Consider the following 16,928-nt stretch of genomic DNA (forward strand, 5'->3'; position numbering starts at 1 on the left):
CGGGACCGGGAGCGCGGCTCTGGCGACGGGGCCGCGCACACGACCGACCATGGCACCGGTCCGGGACCCGCGGTGGGAAAACCCCACCGGCGGGGCACGGGGAGCACCGGGCCGGGAAAGCTGCACGCTGGTGGGAGGCGTCGTGGACGACTACGCGGGAAGGGTGCTGGCCGACCGCTACCGGCTTCCCCTGCCGCCCTCCGACGAGTACGAACTCGTCGAGACGCGCGCCTTCGACACCTACAGCGGACAGGAAGTCCTGGTCCGGCAGGTTCCGTTGCCGGAGGTCGTCGATGCGGAGGTGCTGGACGACCAGGGCGGCACCGCCCTCACCTCACCACGCCGGGCCGCGGGGCGCACCACGCGCCGGCCGACCGATCCGGCGGTGCGGCGGGCCGTCGAGGCCGCGCAGGCCGCCGCGCAGATCCCCGACCATCCACGGCTCGACCAGGTCTTCGACGTGTTCGCCGAGGACGGGTCGCTGTGGATAGTCAGCGAGCTGGTCACCGCACGGCCGCTGGCCGCGCTGCTCGCGGAGAGGCCGCTGAACCCCTACCGGGCGGCGGAGATAGGCGCGGACGTGCTCACGGCGCTGCGCGCCCTCCACGCGCACGGCTGGACCCACCGGAACATCACCGTCCGCACGGTCCTCGTGTGCGACGACGGCCGGGTGGTGCTGACCGGCCTCGCGTCGGGCGCCGCGGAGGAGGCCCTCTGCGGCTACGCGCCGGTTCCGGAACCCGAGGCGGGGTTCGAGGAGGCCGAGACGGTGGAACCGCCGCACGGCCCTCACCACGGGCCGTCGTACGGGTCTTCCCCCGGGTCTTCCCTCGGGTCTTCCCCCGGGTCTTCCCTGGGTTCGTCGTACGGGTCTTCCCCCGGTTCGTCGTACGGGCCGTCCTACGAGCCCGGTCACGAGCCGTCGTACCAGCGGCCTCGTTCGGCCGGGCAGCTCCCGCCGGGCCCCGGTGGACCGGATCCCCAGGGCCCGGCAGCCCCCGCGGCCGAGCAGCACCGGACGCCGCCCCGTCAGGAGCGGCTCCTCGCGCCCGCGTCCCCGCCCGGCCTCGAGCCCGGACCGGTCCTCCCCGACCGCGGTGCCGGAGACCGGTACATCCCGCCCGCCTACGGCCCCGGGTTCGGCGGCGGCCAGGGCGACGCGCGCGCCGCGCGGGCCGGTGCCATCGCCGCCTACCGGGCGGGTGCCCGCGCCGCCGCCCGGCTCAGCGAGGAGAACCGGCAGCGGCCGGTCAGCGGCGGGGGCGGGCAGGACGGGGCCTCCGCCGCTGCCGCGGAGACCGGCGAGGGCGGCCGGGGAGCCGCCCTCCCCGGTGCCGTCCCGCCGCGCGCCCTGCCCGGCGCCGGTGAAGCCGCTCCCACGGCTGACCGCCCCGGCGGTGGCGACCCGGGCCGTCACGGTCGCGATTCCTGGACCGAAGACCGCGGCCGCGGATACGGCCGGAGCGGCCTGGGCGGCCGGTCAGCCCAGCCGACCGCGGGTGGGACGGACGGCATCGGGCGGCTCCACCACCCCGGAGTGCCGGACGAGCGGGACCTGCCGGACGAGCCGGACGGGTGGGACGAGTGGGATGAGCGGGGCGCGCGGGGCGTGCCGCAAGGCCCGGGAACCCCGGCCGGAGCCGTCGTGCCCCCGTCCGGACCCGGTTCCGCGCTCCCCGCCCCGCGCGACGCGCTGCCCGCTCCGCAGTGGTGGTCCCGGCCGGGGTCCTCCGACGAAGCCGAGGACGTCGGCGGACCGAACGGACCCGGCGTACCGAACCGAGTCGGCGTACCGAACGGACCCGGCGGACCGAACCGGGCCGGCGCCGCGGACGAGCGCGGCGACCAGGGTGGCGGTGGCGACCGGGATGGCGACCCGGATGGCGGTGGCGGCTTCCTCCACGGCGAACCGTCCCGGGATACGCCCGGCGGTCCCCGGCGGGCCCGGCTCGCAGGCGTCTGGCACGACGGTCCCGGCTCCGCCGCCGACGGGTCGGCTCCGGTCACGGCCGGCGGTACCGCCCCGTACGGGGGCAGCGCCCGCGACGCACTGCGCGCCGACGCCCGGCGGGATACCGATGCGTACGCCGATGCCCGGCCCGCCCTCCGCGGCGGCCGCTGGGACGAGGTCGTCGCCGCCGGAGCGCCCCCGGCGGCCTACCGCGGCCCCACCACACCCCTCGCCGCCGAGCGCGCCAGGCAGACCCGGATCGCCGTCGTCGGCGCGGTCACCGAGCGCTGGGCACCCGAGCAGGCGGGCCCCGTCCACGAGAACTGGCAACTGGCTCCGCCCATCGGCCCGGCAACCGACCTGTGGGCCCTCGGCGCCCTGCTCTACCGCGCGGTGCAGGGCCATGCCCCGTATCCGGAGGAGAACGCGGCCGAGCTGGTGCAGCTCGTCTGCGCCGAGCCCCCGGCGTTCGCCGAGGAGTGCGGTCCGCTGCGTCCGGTCGTGGAGTCGCTGCTGCGCCAGGACCCGACCGAGCGGCCGGACTTCGAGGAGCTGCGGGGCTGGCTCCGGTCGCTCGTCCGCTCGGCCCCGGAGCCTGAAGCGGGCACCGAGGTGGTACCGCTTCCCTCCGTCGACGGCACCCGTCTCCCCGTCGTGCGGCGCAGGGGGGAACTGGTCCGCAGGCGCGGCGGCTCGGCCGAACTCCGCGGCCGGCACCGCCACCGGAAGGCAGGAGAGCCCCGTGAGCGCCGTGAGCCCCGAGAGCGCCGGGAGCGCCGGGAGCGGCCGCAGCGCAGCCCGCGCTCGCTGGGACGGACTCTCCTCGTCCTGATCCTGCTCGCCCTCGCCGCCGCCGTCGCCTACGCGATGCTGTTCCTGCCCAGGACCGGCTCCGGATCCACGTCCTCGTCCGCGCCGGTCTCGGCCTCGTCCGCGCCGGCCTCGGCGTCGTCCGCACCCGTCTCGGTCTCGTCCCCGGTGCCGGACGGGCCGGGTGCTCCCGGCGGTGCGGCCGCCGACCCGTCACCGGGCGGGACCCGGCCGCAGACCTCGGCGCCCGCCGTGGACCTGGCCGAGGGCTACGCCGTCCGGGTGGACCCCGAGGGCTTCCGGATCGGCGTCGACAAGTCCTGGCAGCGCAGACCCGTCAACGACAGCGGGCAGGTCCGCTACATCGGCGGGGACTTCACGCTCATCGTCGTCCCCGGCCGGGACTCCGTCGGGGAGAACGGCTCGGACCCGATGGCCTACCAGCGCGACAGGGAGCGCGAACTCCAGCCCTTCCGGGACTCCTCCTGGTCCACCGCCTCCGGACTGCGCCGGATCGACGTGGGCAAACAGGCCATGGCGGAGGGCCAGTTCACCTGGCAGGACAGCACCGGACGCGAGGTGTACGTACGCAATCTCGCCATGATCGTCGGCGACAGGTACCACGTGCTTCAGGTGATCGGTCCCGAGGGCCAGCGGGACAAGGTCACCGAGATCTACCAGCAGGCCACGACCGCCTACCGCGCGGCGGGTTGAGCCGTGCGGCGGGTTGAGCAGCGCGGGGGGTTGAGCAGCGCGGGGAGGTTGAGCCGTGCAGGGGGTTGAACCGTGCGGCGGGTTGGACCGGCCGCCCGGACGCCGCCCGTGCTCCCCGTGGTGCCGGGCGGGCGACCGCGGCCGGTGACCGCGCCGGGAATCAGCGTGACTCCCGCGAAGAGGTCCGGGGTGCTCCCATCGGGTGAAGGCCCCCCGTCCGCGCACCGCTCCGACGGCCGCGGTGCGCCTCCGCCGGGAGAGCCGCGCAGATCGTCTCCGCGCGGAGTGCGCGAGAGCCGGACCGCCGAGAGGCCGCGGACAGGAGGAGCACGCGGAACCGGGAATGGCGGCCCCGGGGCGGTCCGGCCCGTCCCAAGCCCCTGATCAGCGCTTATCTGCCAGCGATCACTGGCGCAATGCGCAGGCCCGGCGAAAAGCTGTTACTGACGGGTACCCAAAGCCTTGATTGCGTCATACTCTCGCCCCCATGACGGACTCGCAGGCCCCCGCCGCCCGGCACACCGGCGCCCTCGGCACCAACCCCACCGCGGCCGCCCCGGCCGGCGCGCGCACCGCCGCCGACGTGGTCACGCCCGAGGTGGTCGCCCAGCTCACCCGGGGCGTCGTCGGCTCCGGCCGTACCGCCAACCACACCCCGTTCACGGGGGAGAAGCTGGCGGACCTGCCCGAGTCCACCCCCGAGGACGTCGCCGAGGCGTTCGCCCGCGCCCGGGCCGCCCAGGCCCTCTGGGCCGCGACCTCCCCGCGCGCCCGCGCCGCCGTGCTGCTGCGCTTCCACGACCTGGTCCTCGAACGCCAGGCCGAGGTACTCGATCTCATCCAGCTCGAGACGGGAAAGGCCAGGCTGCACGCCCACGAGGAGGTCCTGGCCGTCGCCGTCGCCGCCCGCCACTACGGCCGGAAGGCACCCTCGTATCTGAGGCCCAGGCGGCACACCGGCGTGGTTCCCGTCCTCACCAAGACCACCGAGCTGCGCCAGCCGCGGGGAGTCGTGGGCCAGATCGCCCCTTGGAACTACCCGCTGGAGCTGTCGGTCGGCGACGCCCTCCCCGCCTTCGTCTCCGGCAACGCCGTCGTGATGAAGCCCGACACCGAAACCGCGCTGACCGCGCTCTGGGCCCGTGACCTGCTCGTCGAGGCGGGGCTCCCGGCGGGCGTCTTCCAGGTCGTCCTCGGCGACGGCCCGGTCGTCGGCCCCGAGGTCGTACGGCACGCCGACTACGTCTCGTTCACGGGCTCCACCCGCACCGGCCGCGAGGTCGCCCAGGGCGCAGCCGCCCGTCTCGTCGGCGTCTCCCTCGAACTCGGCGGGAAGAACGCCATGCTGGTGCTGCACGACGCCGATGTCGACAGGGCCGCGGCCGGCGCCGTCCGGGCCTGCTTCTCGTCCGCCGGGCAGCTCTGCATCTCCATCGAGCGGCTGTATGTGCACGAGTCGGTCGCCGACGCGTTCGTGGAGCGCTTCGCGGCCCGCACGAAGGCCATGCGCCTGGGCAGCGCCCTCGCCTACGGCGCCGACATGGGTTCCCTGGTGGGCGAGCGTCAGCTGGAGACGGTGAAGCGGCACGTGGACGAAGCCGTCGCCAAGGGCGCCACACTCGTCGCGGGAGGCGTCCACCGCACCGACGTCGGCCCGCTGTTCTACGAGCCGACCATCCTCGACGGGGTGGAGGCGCCGATGTCGGTCTGCACCGAGGAGACCTTCGGACCGGTCGTGTCCCTCTACCGGTTCACCGACGAGGACGCCGTCATCGAGCAGGCCAACGCCACCCCGTACGGCCTCAACTCCAGCGTCTGGACCAGGGACGGCAGGCGCGGCCACGCGGTCGCCACCCGGCTGCGCACCGGCACCGTCAACATCAACGAGGGATACGCCCCCGCCTACGGCAGCGTGCAGTCGCCGATGGGCGGTATGAAGGACTCCGGGCTGAGCAGGCGGCACGGCTCCGAGGGCATCCTCAAGTACACCGAGGCCCAGACCGTGGCACAGCAGCGGTTGATCCCGCTCGCCCCGTCCTTCGGTATGGACGACGAGAGGTACGCGGCGCTCATGAGCACGTCCCTGAAGGTGATGAAGACCCTGCGGCTGCGCTAGGCGCCCAGCGCCCAGCGCCCAGCGCTCAGCACCCAGAACCCGCACGTTCTCACGAGGAGAGCCATGTCCGAGGACTTCCCCGTCCGGAAGCCGGGTGCCCGGGTCGAGGGCGACACGGATCCCGCGTACGGCCGCGACGAGAAGCGCGGCGACCGGCAGGACGAGGACCGCGGCGACCGGCAGGACGAGGACCGCGGTAACCGGAGCGACGAGGACCGCGGTAACCGGAGCGACGAGGACCGCGGTAACCGGAGCGACGAGGACCGCGGTAACCGGAGCGACGAGAAGCGCGGCGACCGGCAGGACGAGGACCGCGGCGACCGGCAGGACGAGGACCGCGGTAACCGGAGCGACGAGGACCGCGGTAACCGGAGCGACGAGAAGCGCGGCGACCGGCAGGACGAGGACCGCGGCGACCGGAGCGACGAGGACCGCGACGACGGCCGCGCATACGACTACGACGTCGTCGTGGTCGGCTCGGGCTTCGGCGGCTCGGTCTCCGCACTCCGCCTCACCGAGAAGGGCTACCGCGTCGGCGTCCTGGAGGCGGGCCGCCGCTTCACCCGGGAGACCCTCCCGAAGAACTCCTGGGACCTGCGCAACTACCTCTGGGCCCCGGCTCTCGGCCTCTTCGGCATCCAGCGCATCCATCTGCTGGGCAAGGTGATGGTGCTCGCCGGAGCCGGAGTCGGCGGCGGCTCCCTCAACTACGCCAACACCCTCTATGTGCCGCCCGCGCCGTTCTTCGACGACCCGCAGTGGAAGGACATCACGGACTGGCAGGAGGAGCTGCGGCCCTACTACGACCAGGCCAAGCGCATGCTGGGGGTACGGCTCAACCCGACGATGACCCCCTCCGACGTCCATCTGAGGGCCACCGCGCGGGCGATGGGCGTCGGCGACACCTTCCACATGGCGCCGGTGGGCGTCTTCTTCGGCGACGGCCGCGACGCGGTCGGCGAGGACGGCAGGGACGGCGAGGACGGCACCGGTGCGGCGAAGGCCGAGCCGGGGGCCGAGGTCCCCGACCCGTACTTCGGCGGCGCCGGCCCCTCGCGCCGCGCCTGCACCGAGTGCGGCGAGTGCATGACGGGCTGCCGCCACGGAGCCAAGAACACCCTGAACGAGAACTACCTCCACCTGGCCGAGCGGGCCGGCGCCGTCATCCACCCCATGACGTCGGTGGTCTCCGTGCGCGAGGACCCCCGAGGCGGGTTCGCGGTCGGCACCGTGCCCAGCGACAGCCGGCGCAGGGGCGGCGGCCGTACGTTCACGGCCCGCCGGGTCGTCATCGCCGCCGGCACGTACGGCACCCAGACCCTGCTGCACCGGATGAAGGACGACGGGCTGCTGCCGCGCATATCCGCCCGGCTCGGCGAGCTGACCCGCACCAACTCCGAGGCCATCGTCGGCGCCCAGACCGACGACCGGCGCTACCGCAGGCGCCACGGCGGGAACAGGGTGGACTTCACCCGGGGTGTCGCGATCACGTCCTCGATCCACCCGGACGCCAGCACCCATATCGAGCCGGTCCGCTACGGCAAGGGCTCCAACGCGATGGGCGGGATGACCGTCCTCCAGGTCCCCTACAGTTCGCGGCGCGTCAGGGCCTGGTTCGCCAACTGCGCCCGCCACCCGTGGCGCAGCGTCCTGGCCCTCTCCAACCGCCGCTGGTCGGAGCGGACCATCATCGGCCTCGTGATGCAGTCCCTGGACAACTCGCTCACGACCTACCGCAAGCCCGGCGGCGTCGGCAAGGGCCTGCTGACCGCACGTCAGGGCCATGGAGCCCCGAACCCCGGCCAGATCCCCGAGGCCACCCGCGCCGCGACGCTCCTGGCGGAGGAGATCAACGGCTTCGCCGGATCCAACATCGGGGAACTGATCGGCACCCCGCTCACCGCCCACTTCCTCGGCGGCTGCCCCATCGGTGCCTCGGCGGAGACCGGCGTCATCGACCCGTACCACCGCCTGTACGGCCACCCGGGCATTTCCGTCGTCGACGGGGCCGCGGTGTCCGCCAACCTCGGTGTGAACCCGTCCCTGACGATCACGGCGCAGGCGGAGCGCGCGATGTCCTTCTGGCCCAACAGGGGCGAGCGGGACCCCCGCCCCGAACAGGGCTCCGCCTATGAACGCCTGGCCCCCGTCGCGCCCCATGACCCTGCCGTCCCCGCGGACGCCTTCGGGGCCCTGACCCTTCCCTTCCTCGGCGTGCCGGCGGTCCCGCCGAAGTCCCCCTGACCGCCCCCGGACAGACGAGAGGCGCTGCACCCCCCCTCCGAGTGCAGCGCCCCTCTGTTCTGTGCGGCTACCGGTACGGCGGCCTCCGCGGCGGGTCGTTACGCGACCGCGTCACCCCTGCGGCGCTTCATCGCGAAGACGACACCGGCACCGGCGACGAGGGCGACACCGCCCGCGATCCCGATGGCCGGGAGCGTCGAGGAGGAACCGGTCTCGGCGAGGCTGCCGGTGATCTGGCTCGACGTGTTGGCGGCGGGCTTCTCGGTGGGGATCGGAGCCTTTCCGCCTTCCTGCGGCTCGGTTCCGTCGGTGTCCGCGCTGCCGGAGACGATCTGGAACTTGTAGGCGACGTCGGTGTAGCCCAGGCAGTCCTCGTCGCCGATGTAGAGGCCGCCGCCCAGGGTGAAGCCCGCGCCGACGGGGGCGTTGGACTTCACATTGATCCGGAGCGGGATGTCCACCTCGTAGCCGGGCTTGACCTCGCTGGACTGACCGACGTAACCGACGGCCTCACCGCCCTCGCTCAGGTTCTCCCAGGACTTGCTCTCCTCGTCGAAGACCTGGAGGGCGACCTGCCTGCTCTTGAAGAGCTCCATGCCGTCCTTGTCGGAGGAGGCCCCGGCGAAGTAGTCGATCTCGGTCAGGACCGTGTCCGAGTTGTTGTACGCGTTCATGGAGAACTCGTGCCATCCGCTGCCTGCGGCGATCTTGCCCGGCAGGCCCTTGATGGAGAGCTCGAAGTCATCGGTCTCACAGATCTGGAACTCACCGGGCTCCTCGTCCTCGCCCGGCTTCTCCTCGTCCTCGCCGGGCTTCTGCTCGCCGGTTCCGTCGGTGTCGCCGGGCTTGTCCTCGCCCGTGTCGCCGGGCTTGCCCTCGCCCGTGTCGCCGGTGTCGCCGGGCTTGCCCTCGCCCGGCTTGTCCTCGCCCGGCTTCTCCTCGTCCTCGCCGGGCTTCTGCTCGCCGGTTCCGTCGGTGTCGCCGGGCTTGCCCTCGCCCGTGTCGCCGGTGGTGTTCGTGTCGTCGGTGTCGCCGGGCTTCTGCTCGCCGGTTCCGTCGGTGTCGCCGGGCTTGTCCTCGCCCGTGTCGCCGGTGGTGTTCGTGTCGCCGGTGGTACCGGCGGTGGAAGTGCTGTTGGCGCCACCCGTCGTTGCGTACGCGGCCGGGGCCGCCAGGAAGGCGGCAGGGGCTATGACGGCGGTCGCGGCGGCGACGGCCATGGCGCGGCGAAGCTTCATGAAGACCTCAGTGAAGTCCGGCGTGCCGCGGGACGCGGCACGGAGTCTCGTGGGGCCATCCCGGCTGTGGGGTCACGGGTGTGGCCGTTGGTTGCGTATGCATGACCTGTGGCCAGTGCAATTGGTTGCGCGGGAACTCACACAGAATTTATGTGACGCCCGACACATGTTCGGCCGCGGGTGCACGGCTCGGATGGCAGGCTCGGCGAGGCCGCCGCTCTGCGGCGTCGTCGGCCGTCGGTGTCTGCGTCGGTGTCTGCGTCGGTGTCTGCGTCGGTGTCTGCGTCGGTGTGGGCGTCGCCGTCGGCGTCGGTGGCGCGGCCGTCGGTGTCAGCGCGGGTGCCGGCGTCGGTGTCGGCCTGCGCGTCGTCGGTGCCGGTGTCCGTCCCCGGGGCCGTGCGGTACCGGCAGGCGGTTCGCCCGGGGTGGGGTGCCGGGCCCGATGACCCGGAGCGCATCACCCGGTCCGGCAGTGGCTCGGCGTATCCCGGCATACGGGGGCCGGCTCGTGGAGGGCGGGCTCGTGGAGGGCGGGGCGGACGACCGCAGGCCGTTCCACGGGATCGGAACGCATCAAGACCGCATAAGGCCGGATGCAGCCGGATGCGGCCGGTTCCGGGCGTCCCCGGAACCGGCCGCCTTGGGGTGACCGGGCTGCTGTCCCCTGCCGACCGGTCACGCACGCCGGGGCGAGGTCCCACGACGCACCTGCGGTACGCCACACGCCCCGGCGGAGCCACGCGTGGATCTTTCCTTCGGGGCCCGCCCCTGGCTGGCACGGACACCGGTACCAACGAAGCGCTCCGGTACCGGTCACGGGCCGTACGGGTGAGAGCGCCCCCCGTACGGATGTGCGTACAGCGCCGGGCGGGCACCGCGGGACCGCGGGGGTCCTGGGCGCCGCCACGGCCCGCGGTGCCGCACCGGCACTGCGCGCCGCCCGGTGCGCGCACCGCGCGCACCGCGCGCACCGCGCGGCCACACCCTCCTCGGACTGGCCAACGGCAACGCGGTGCAGCAGGGCCCGCTCAGCACACTGAACGGCAGCGCTTCACGAGGTGGGGTCATGGACCAGCTCCATCCGGCTTCCGGGCCGGGGTCGACGGCACCCCGCCGCCGAACGGAGGCTCAGGTCTGTGCCATGTCCACAAACCGCGAGTAGTGGCCCTGGAACGCGACCGTGATGGTGGCCGTCGGTCCGTTTCGGTGCTTGGCCACGATCAGATCCGCCTCGCCCGCGCGCGGCGACTCCTTCTCGTAGGCGTCCTCGCGGTGCAGCAGGATCACCATGTCGGCGTCCTGCTCGATGGAGCCGGACGGCGCCGTGCCCGCAGCGCCGCCCGGCCGCCGCCCGGCCGCCGCCCGGCCGCCGCCCGGCCGACGCGCAGCCGCACTACGCCTTTCGGCCGATGTCGTAACACCGCCGCGCGGAGGGGTCGCTGAGGGAGCATTGACACCCCAAAACTGCGCGGTTACTTTCGGCCCAGGCCGAAATCGCCGGGCTCTTCGCTCGTTTCCCCACGTCCCCAGGGCTTCCGGAGGCCCCCATGAAGACAGGGTTCAAGCGCGCCACCGTTCCTCTCGCACTGCTCGCCCTCACCATGCTCACGGCCGCCGGCTGCGGCGACGGCGGCTCCGGGTCCGGGAAGCTCACCGTGTGGATGTACCCGGTGATCATGGATCCCAAGGCCAACGCCGCCTACTGGGACGGGATCGAGAAGGGGTTCGAGGCGAAGGAGAAGGGCGTCGACCTCAGCATCGAACTGCTGCCCTGGGAGAACCGGGACCAGAAGCTCGCCACCGCCTTCGGCAGCGGCAAGGGCCCCGACGTGGTCCTGCTCGGTCCCGACCAGATCCCCCAGTACCAGGCCACCGGTGCGCTCCGCCCGGTCGACCGGGCCATCGGGGAGGCCCGGAGCGCCTTCCGCCCGACTGCCCTGGAGGCCATGAGCCGGGACGGCAAGGTGTACGCGGCCCCGATCTACCACACCGTCACCAGCACGCTCTACAACAGGAAGCTGCTGGAGAAGGCGGGGGTCACCGAGCCGCCCGCGACCTGGGACGCCGTCAGGGCCGCCGCCCCCAGGCTGAAGCAGGCCGGGGCGTCCACGCTCGACTACTCCGCCAGCAACGAGGCCTCGCTCAACATGAGCTTCTACCCGCTGCTGTGGCAGGCGGGCGGCAGGGTCTTCGCCGACGGCGGCAGGAAGGCGGCGTTCAACAGCCCCGAGGGCGTCGAGGCGCTCACCTTCCTCGTCGACCTCTACAAGAGCGGGGCCGTGCCGAGGTCGGCCATGAACAACGCCAACCTCTTCACCGACCAGGCACTCGGCAGGCAGCAGGTCGCCATGGGCTACACCAACACCCCGGCCGACGCGGTGCTGGCCGAGAAGGCCTGGGGCAAGGGCAACGTGATCGTCGGCCCGGCCCTCACCGGCCCCGGCGGGCAGGTCTGCTTCGGCATGCCCGGCGGGCTCGGCATCAACGCCAGGTCCGCCGACGTCCAGGGTGCCGAGAGGTTCATCGCCTACATGGTCCAGCCCGCCCAGATCGAGTCCATGGGCAGGGCGGGCGGCTTCTTCTCCCCGCGGACCGATGTGACCGTGCCGCACGGCGGCGCCCACGCCAAGGAGTACGAGGAGGCGCTGGACCGCACCCATCCGGGTGAGCCGAACCCGGCGGCCCGTCAGTTGATGGCACTTCTCAGCCCGGAGATCCAGGCGGCCCTGACCGGGAAGAAGAGCCCCGAGGAGGCTCTGGCCGCCGCCGCGGCCGCGGCCGACGAACTGCTGGCGCGTCAGCGTTGAGGAAGGCCGCCACCGACGAGATCGCCCCGGACGAGGGCGGCGGACCGCCGGGAGCGGGCGGCCCGTCCTCCGGTGCGGAGGGCACGGGTTCCCCCGGCCGCGGGCCCCGGGCCGCCCCCGCGGCCGCAGGGGCACGGAGCGGGATCCCGCGGCGGCGCGAGGCGCTGACCGGTCTCGCGTTCGTCGCGCCGATGCTCGCGCTGTTCGTCGTGTTCCGCTTCGGGCCGACGCTCGGGGCGGCGTTCCTCTCCGTCACCGACTACCGGCTCAGCGGGGAGTGGACGTTCATCGGAGCGGGCAACTACACCCGGCTCCTCGGCGACGACCTGTTCTGGGAGAGCCTCGGCGTCACCGTCGTCTACACGGCCCTGTACGTGCCGATGACCGTCGTCCTCGCCCTCGGCACGGCCGTCCTGCTCCACCGCACGCTCTGGATGCGCGGCTTCTTCCGCGGCCTGTTCTTCCTCCCGTACGTGACCAGCATCGTGCTGGCCGCCGTCATCTGGAAGTGGATCTACGAGGTACAGGACGGGCTGATCAACGCCTCCCTCGGCCTGCTCGGCGCGGGTCCGGTCGACTTCCTCGGCAGCGAGTCCCTCGTCCTCCCGTCCATCGCCGCGGCCTCCGCGTGGAAGGGCTTCGGCTACTCCATGCTCATCCTGCTGGCCGGGTTGCAGTCCATCCCGCGCGAGGTCACCGAGGCCGCCACCATCGACGGCGCGAGCGGCTGGCAGCGCTTCCGCTGGGTGACGCTGCCCCTGCTGCGGCCGGTGCTGTTCTTCGTCCTCGTCATCGAGGCGATCCTCGGCTTCCAGGTCTTCGACGCGATGTACGTCATGACGGCGGGCGGGCCGGTCCGCGCCAGCTACTCGCTGGTGTACTTCCTCTACGACTCCGGCTTCAAGTTCTTCGACTTCGGCTACGCCAGTGCCGTCGGACTGGTCCTGTTCGTGATCGTCCTGGTGTTCTCGCTCATCCAGCGGAGACTCGTCGGAAGGGACGCGGACTGATGGCGACCCCGCCCACATCGGCCGAGCGGGCCGCGGCCCCCGCCCCCGGGCCCGTCTCCCCGCGCCAGGCCGGGACCGCGCGGCCCCCGCGGCGGGCGGCGGCCCGGCTGGGCCTGCCCGTGCTGCTGGTGCTGGTCGCCGTCGTGACCGTCACGCCGTTCGCCGTCATGGTGCTGGTGGCGTTCGCGCCCGCGGGCGGCCAGACCCTCCCGGGCGCCCTCGACGTCGGCCGCGCCACCCCGGACAACTTCGCCGACGTCCTGGCCGGCGCCGACATCACCCGCTGGGCCGTCAACTCGCTGGTCTACTCGCTGGTGTCGGTGCTGCTCATCCTGCTGTTCTCGTCCATGGCCGGCTACGCGTTCGCCAAGAAGCGCTTCCCCGGCAGGGAGATCCTCTTCTGGTCGTTCCTGGCGACGCTGATGGTGCCGTTCCAGGCCACCCTCATCCCGTACTACATCCTCGTCTCGGAACTGGGCGGCGTGGACACGTACTGGGGCCTGATCGTGCCGACGCTCGCGAACTCGCAGGCCGTGTTCCTGATGCGTCAGTTCATCGTGCAGCTGCCCGACGAGCTGTTCGAGGCGGCGAAGATCGACGGGGCCTCCGAATGGCGGATCTACACGACGGTCGTGGTGCCGCTGATCCGGCCCGTGCTCGCCACGCTGGGCGTGTTCGTCTTCCTGTGGCACTGGAACGACTTCCTCTGGCCGCTGGTCATCGGCCAGTCGGAGGAGATGCGCACGCTCACCGTCGGGCTCGCCACCCTGGAAGGGGAGAACGTGGCGATCAACCAGGTCATGGCCGGGGCGACCATCACCGTCGTCCCCTGTCTGCTCGTCTTCGCGCTGCTCCAGCGCTACCTCACCGACTCGATCGCCACATCCGGGCTCAAGTCCTGACCCGGCCCGCCCCGCGCGTCCCGGCAGGTCGTCTCGGGCTCGCTCGGCCTCTCTGAGAGCGTGCCCGTCCCGGGCCCGCCCGGCCTCGCGCGCCCCTGGGCCGGCGCGTTCCCCGGGGTGGCGGGTCGCCCGGGCTCGTGCGTTCCCCTGGGCTCGCTTGACGTGCCGGGCTGCCGCGCCCTCGTGACCGCGCTCGCCCTCTCGGGCTCACCGACCTCCCGCCACCCCCGCCGACGGGCGGCCCCGCCGCCCGCTCCACCGGTCAGCCGCCGAGTTCTCCGAACGCCTCGATGGCCCGCAGCGCGTCCGACTGCGGCATCCCCGGCGGCTGCACCCGCAGGACCAGTCCGTCGGCGCCCATCTCCGCGTACCCGCCGATCCGTTCACGGCACTCGTCCATCGAGCCGATCACCGAACGGGCCGCGATGTCGTCCCACTGCTGGGCGTAGCGCGCCGCGTCCGCCGAGGTGCGCTTCCAGTCGCCGTAGGCGTCGTACAGCGCCCGCAGCGGCCGCTCCAGCGCATCCCGGGCGCGCTGGGTGGTGGCGGCGGCGTACCCCTCGCGGCAGACGATGACCTCGGCGCCCAGCGAGCCGGGACCCCGCGGGTAGGAACGGTAGGCGCGGATCTTCTCCGGCAGCTCCTCGTCCGTCTCGTTGAAGGACGTGGTCCAGCCGTCGCACATCCGGGCCGTGCGCTCCAGCGCGGCGGGCACCCGGCCACCGTTCCAGATCCCGGGCCGCGGGTCCTGTACGGGCCGCGGCGACAGATACGCACCCTCGACCCGGGTCCAGCGGCCCTCGAACGTCACCTCCTCCTCGGTCCACAGCCGGGTGAGCAGCTCCAGGCACTCCTCGAACCGCGGCACGCGCTCCTCGGGCCCGGTGCCGAACAGCGTGAACTCCTCGGGCCGGTAGCCCAGGACGAAGCCGGCGGTGAGCCGGCCGCCCGACAGGACGTCGATGTGCGCCAGCGCCTCGGCGAGCCACACCGGCTGGTGGACCGGTGCGATGAGGCCCGCCGTCGCCAGTCCGATCCGCTCGGTGTGCGCGGCGAGATAGGCCAGGGAGGTGATCGCCTCGTGGTAGCCGGGCCGGTGCAGATGGCGCTCGCCCAGCACCACCCAGGAGAACCCGGCCTGTTCGGCGAGCCGGACCTGCTCCACCGCGTCGGCGAACCGTGGCCGGTCGGCCTTGTCCGCATAGAGGTTGACGTAGAGGCCGAGGCGCATCGGGGCGTGAATCCCTTCCTTTACGGTCCGGACCGCAAAGGCTAGCGTAGCCGCGATGGCCGCGATGGCCGCGATGGCCGCGACGACCGCGACGACCGCGGCAGACGGGAGAGGACGCCCATGCCCGCGACGGACCTGCTGGTGCGCCGGCTCCGCGGCACGGTGCTGCCCGCGGTCGCGACGCCCATGGACGCGCGCGGCGTCGTCGACTTCGCGGCGCTGCGCCGCTACGCCGGTTACGTCGCCGGGCAGTCGGTCGGCGGAGTCGCCGTCTGGGCGCACACGGGCCGCGGGCTGCACCTCTCCGAGGAGGACCGCGGCCGGGTGCTCGGGGTCTGGCGGTCCGCGGTGGAAGGGCCGGTGGTGGCGGGAGCCGGCGTGCCGCGGTCCGTGCGGGCCGAGCGGCCGCGCGACGTGGTGGACGCCACCGTCGCGATGGCGGTACGGGCGGCCGAGGGCGGAGCCGACGCCGTGATGGTCTATCCGCCCGCCCTGCTGGCCGGCGACGACGACGCGGCCGTCGCCCTGCACCGGGAGGCGGCCGCCGCGAGCGGGCTTCCCGTGCTCGGCTTCCTGCTGCACGGCGAGGCGGGCGGATATCCCTACCCGCCGCGGCTGGTCCGCAGGCTGCTCGGTCTGCCGTCCGCGGCCGGCCTCAAACTCGCCACCCTGGACCGGGCGATGGCCTGCCAGGACGCGATCCGGGCGGCACTGCCCACCGGGAAGCTGGTCGTCACCGGCGAGGACCGGATGTTCGGCCCCTCGCTGATGTGGGGCGCCGACGCGGCGCTCGTCGGCATCGCGGCGGCCCGCGTACCGCTGACGACCGCGGTGCTGGACGCCTGGCGCGAGGGCGACCACGGGGCGTTCGTCCGGGCCTCGGCACGGCTCGACGCCTTCGCCGGGGCCACGTTCCTCGATCCGATCGAGGGCTATGTGCAGCGCATGCTGTGGGCGGCGGTGTGGGAGGGGATCCTCCCGGAGGAGGCGGCCCACGATCCGTACGGCCCGCGCCTGCCCGGCGCGGAACGCCGGGCGGTGGTCGAGTGCCTGGAGGAACTCGCGAAGGAGCCGGACACTCCCCACTGAGCCGGCCGGGGACCGGCGGATGGTCGCGGCCGCCCCGGGTGTTCGCAGGTGCGCGGTTTCGCGGATGCGCAGGTGCGCGGGGTCGACCTGCTCGGGCCGGTTGATCGGGGCGGGCGTGTTGCGCGGGTGCGCGAGTGCGCGGACTATCCCTTCCGCGCGATCGCGAGCTTCACGCGACATCCCGCGCGCGTGCGTGTGCGCACTGGAGGAGCGGATCGAGTTGCTGGAGCGGCCCCGACATCCCGCGCGCGTGCGTGTGCGCGGCGGCGCGAGGTCGCCGGAGCAGCCGAGGGAGCCGGCATCCCGCGCGTGCGTGTGTGCGTGCCGCTGATCACGCGTGCCGAGTGAGCCTCCGTGCGGCATCCCGCGCGTGCGTGTGTGCGTGGAGGGTGGGCCTCCAGCAGGGTGGTGATCTGGGCGACATCCCGTGCGTGCGCGTGTGCGCGGCTCCTGGCGGACAGCGACGTCACCGTCGTGCCCGACATCCCGCGCGTGCGCGTGCGCGTGTGCGCGGCGGCTTCTGCCCCTGCCCGAGACGGCGCTGAACGACATCCCGTGCGTGCGCGTATGTGCGCCGTCGTCCTCGCCGGAGAAGTCCCGGACGTGTCGACAATCCCGCGCGTGCGAGTGCGCGTGTGCGCGGTTTCGGCCTGCACGTAGTTGAAGGAGACGTCGAAAGGCGCCGCGGGTGCCCGGGTGCCCGGGTGCGCGGGTTCGGCGGTTCGGCGGACGGGCGCCCGGGGGCCGGCGCACGGGGGATACGCGGGCGGTCGTGGGTCCGGCAAGCGGGCCGGGGCCCGACGGACGGCCGGTCCC

The 16,928-nt window shown here is 73.5% G+C and carries 9 protein-coding genes and 1 pseudogene; 7 read left to right on the top strand and 3 right to left on the bottom strand.

The window, feature by feature from the left end:
• Positions 1-142 precede the first annotated feature (142 nt).
• The 3 genes from DDQ41_RS19315 (at position 143) to DDQ41_RS19325 (ending at position 7,835) form a co-directional block, all read left to right on the top strand.
• Positions 143-3,475 carry a protein kinase gene (locus tag DDQ41_RS19315; protein WP_262508504.1) on the top strand — a complete coding sequence of 1,111 codons (3,333 nt, stop codon included), beginning with the start codon at positions 143-145 and terminating at the stop codon, positions 3,473-3,475.
• 487 nt (positions 3,476-3,962) lie between these two features.
• Positions 3,963-5,591, top strand: a complete 1,629-nt coding sequence (locus tag DDQ41_RS19320; RefSeq protein ID WP_109295602.1) for a succinic semialdehyde dehydrogenase — start codon at positions 3,963-3,965, stop codon at positions 5,589-5,591.
• Between the two features lie 63 nt (positions 5,592-5,654).
• A complete protein-coding gene (locus DDQ41_RS19325) occupies positions 5,655-7,835 on the top strand; it encodes a GMC oxidoreductase (protein ID WP_262508505.1) in 2,181 nt (726 codons plus the stop codon).
• A 98-nt stretch (positions 7,836-7,933) separates the two neighbouring features.
• Here the strand turns inward: DDQ41_RS19325 and DDQ41_RS32055 are convergent, their stop codons facing one another.
• Positions 7,934-9,073, bottom strand: a complete 1,140-nt coding sequence (locus tag DDQ41_RS32055) for an LPXTG cell wall anchor domain-containing protein (protein WP_262508506.1) — start codon at positions 9,071-9,073, stop codon at positions 7,934-7,936.
• Positions 9,074-10,201: 1,128 nt separating this feature from the next.
• Positions 10,202-10,390 (bottom strand): annotated as a pseudogene (locus tag DDQ41_RS19340) (DnaB-like helicase C-terminal domain-containing protein); the annotation flags it as partial.
• 230 nt (positions 10,391-10,620) lie between these two features.
• On the opposite strand from DDQ41_RS19340, the gene DDQ41_RS19345 reads away from it, so the two are divergent.
• Genes DDQ41_RS19345 through DDQ41_RS19355 form a run of 3 tightly spaced genes read left to right on the top strand, consistent with a single transcriptional unit; the run spans position 10,621 to position 13,792 of the window.
• Positions 10,621-11,880 (top strand): ABC transporter substrate-binding protein, encoded by a 1,260-nt coding sequence (locus DDQ41_RS19345; protein WP_109295603.1) that lies wholly within the window; start codon positions 10,621-10,623, stop codon positions 11,878-11,880.
• The gene (locus DDQ41_RS19350; protein WP_109295604.1) at positions 11,877-12,890 is read left to right on the top strand and encodes a carbohydrate ABC transporter permease; all 1,014 of its coding nucleotides are present in this window, start codon (positions 11,877-11,879) and stop codon (positions 12,888-12,890) included. Before DDQ41_RS19345 ends, DDQ41_RS19350 begins: the two co-directional genes overlap by 4 nt.
• Complete coding sequence (locus DDQ41_RS19355) at positions 12,890-13,792, top strand: carbohydrate ABC transporter permease (protein WP_109295605.1); 903 nt, start codon at positions 12,890-12,892, stop codon at positions 13,790-13,792. The genes DDQ41_RS19350 and DDQ41_RS19355 overlap by 1 nt, the downstream gene beginning before the upstream one ends.
• Positions 13,793-14,054: 262 nt before the next feature.
• Here the strand turns inward: DDQ41_RS19355 and DDQ41_RS19360 are convergent, their stop codons facing one another.
• Complete coding sequence (locus DDQ41_RS19360; RefSeq protein WP_109295606.1) at positions 14,055-15,023, bottom strand: LLM class flavin-dependent oxidoreductase; 969 nt, start codon at positions 15,021-15,023, stop codon at positions 14,055-14,057.
• 120 nt (positions 15,024-15,143) lie between these two features.
• Between DDQ41_RS19360 and DDQ41_RS19365 the strand changes: the two genes are divergently transcribed.
• Positions 15,144-16,112: a dihydrodipicolinate synthase family protein gene (locus DDQ41_RS19365; protein WP_109295607.1), complete on the top strand. Its 969-nt coding sequence runs from the start codon at positions 15,144-15,146 to the stop codon at positions 16,110-16,112.
• The last annotated feature ends 816 nt before the right edge of the window (positions 16,113-16,928 follow it).

Origin of the sequence: Streptomyces spongiicola (genome assembly GCF_003122365.1) — a bacterium.
In the GTDB taxonomy this organism is placed as follows: domain Bacteria; phylum Actinomycetota; class Actinomycetes; order Streptomycetales; family Streptomycetaceae; genus Streptomyces; species Streptomyces spongiicola.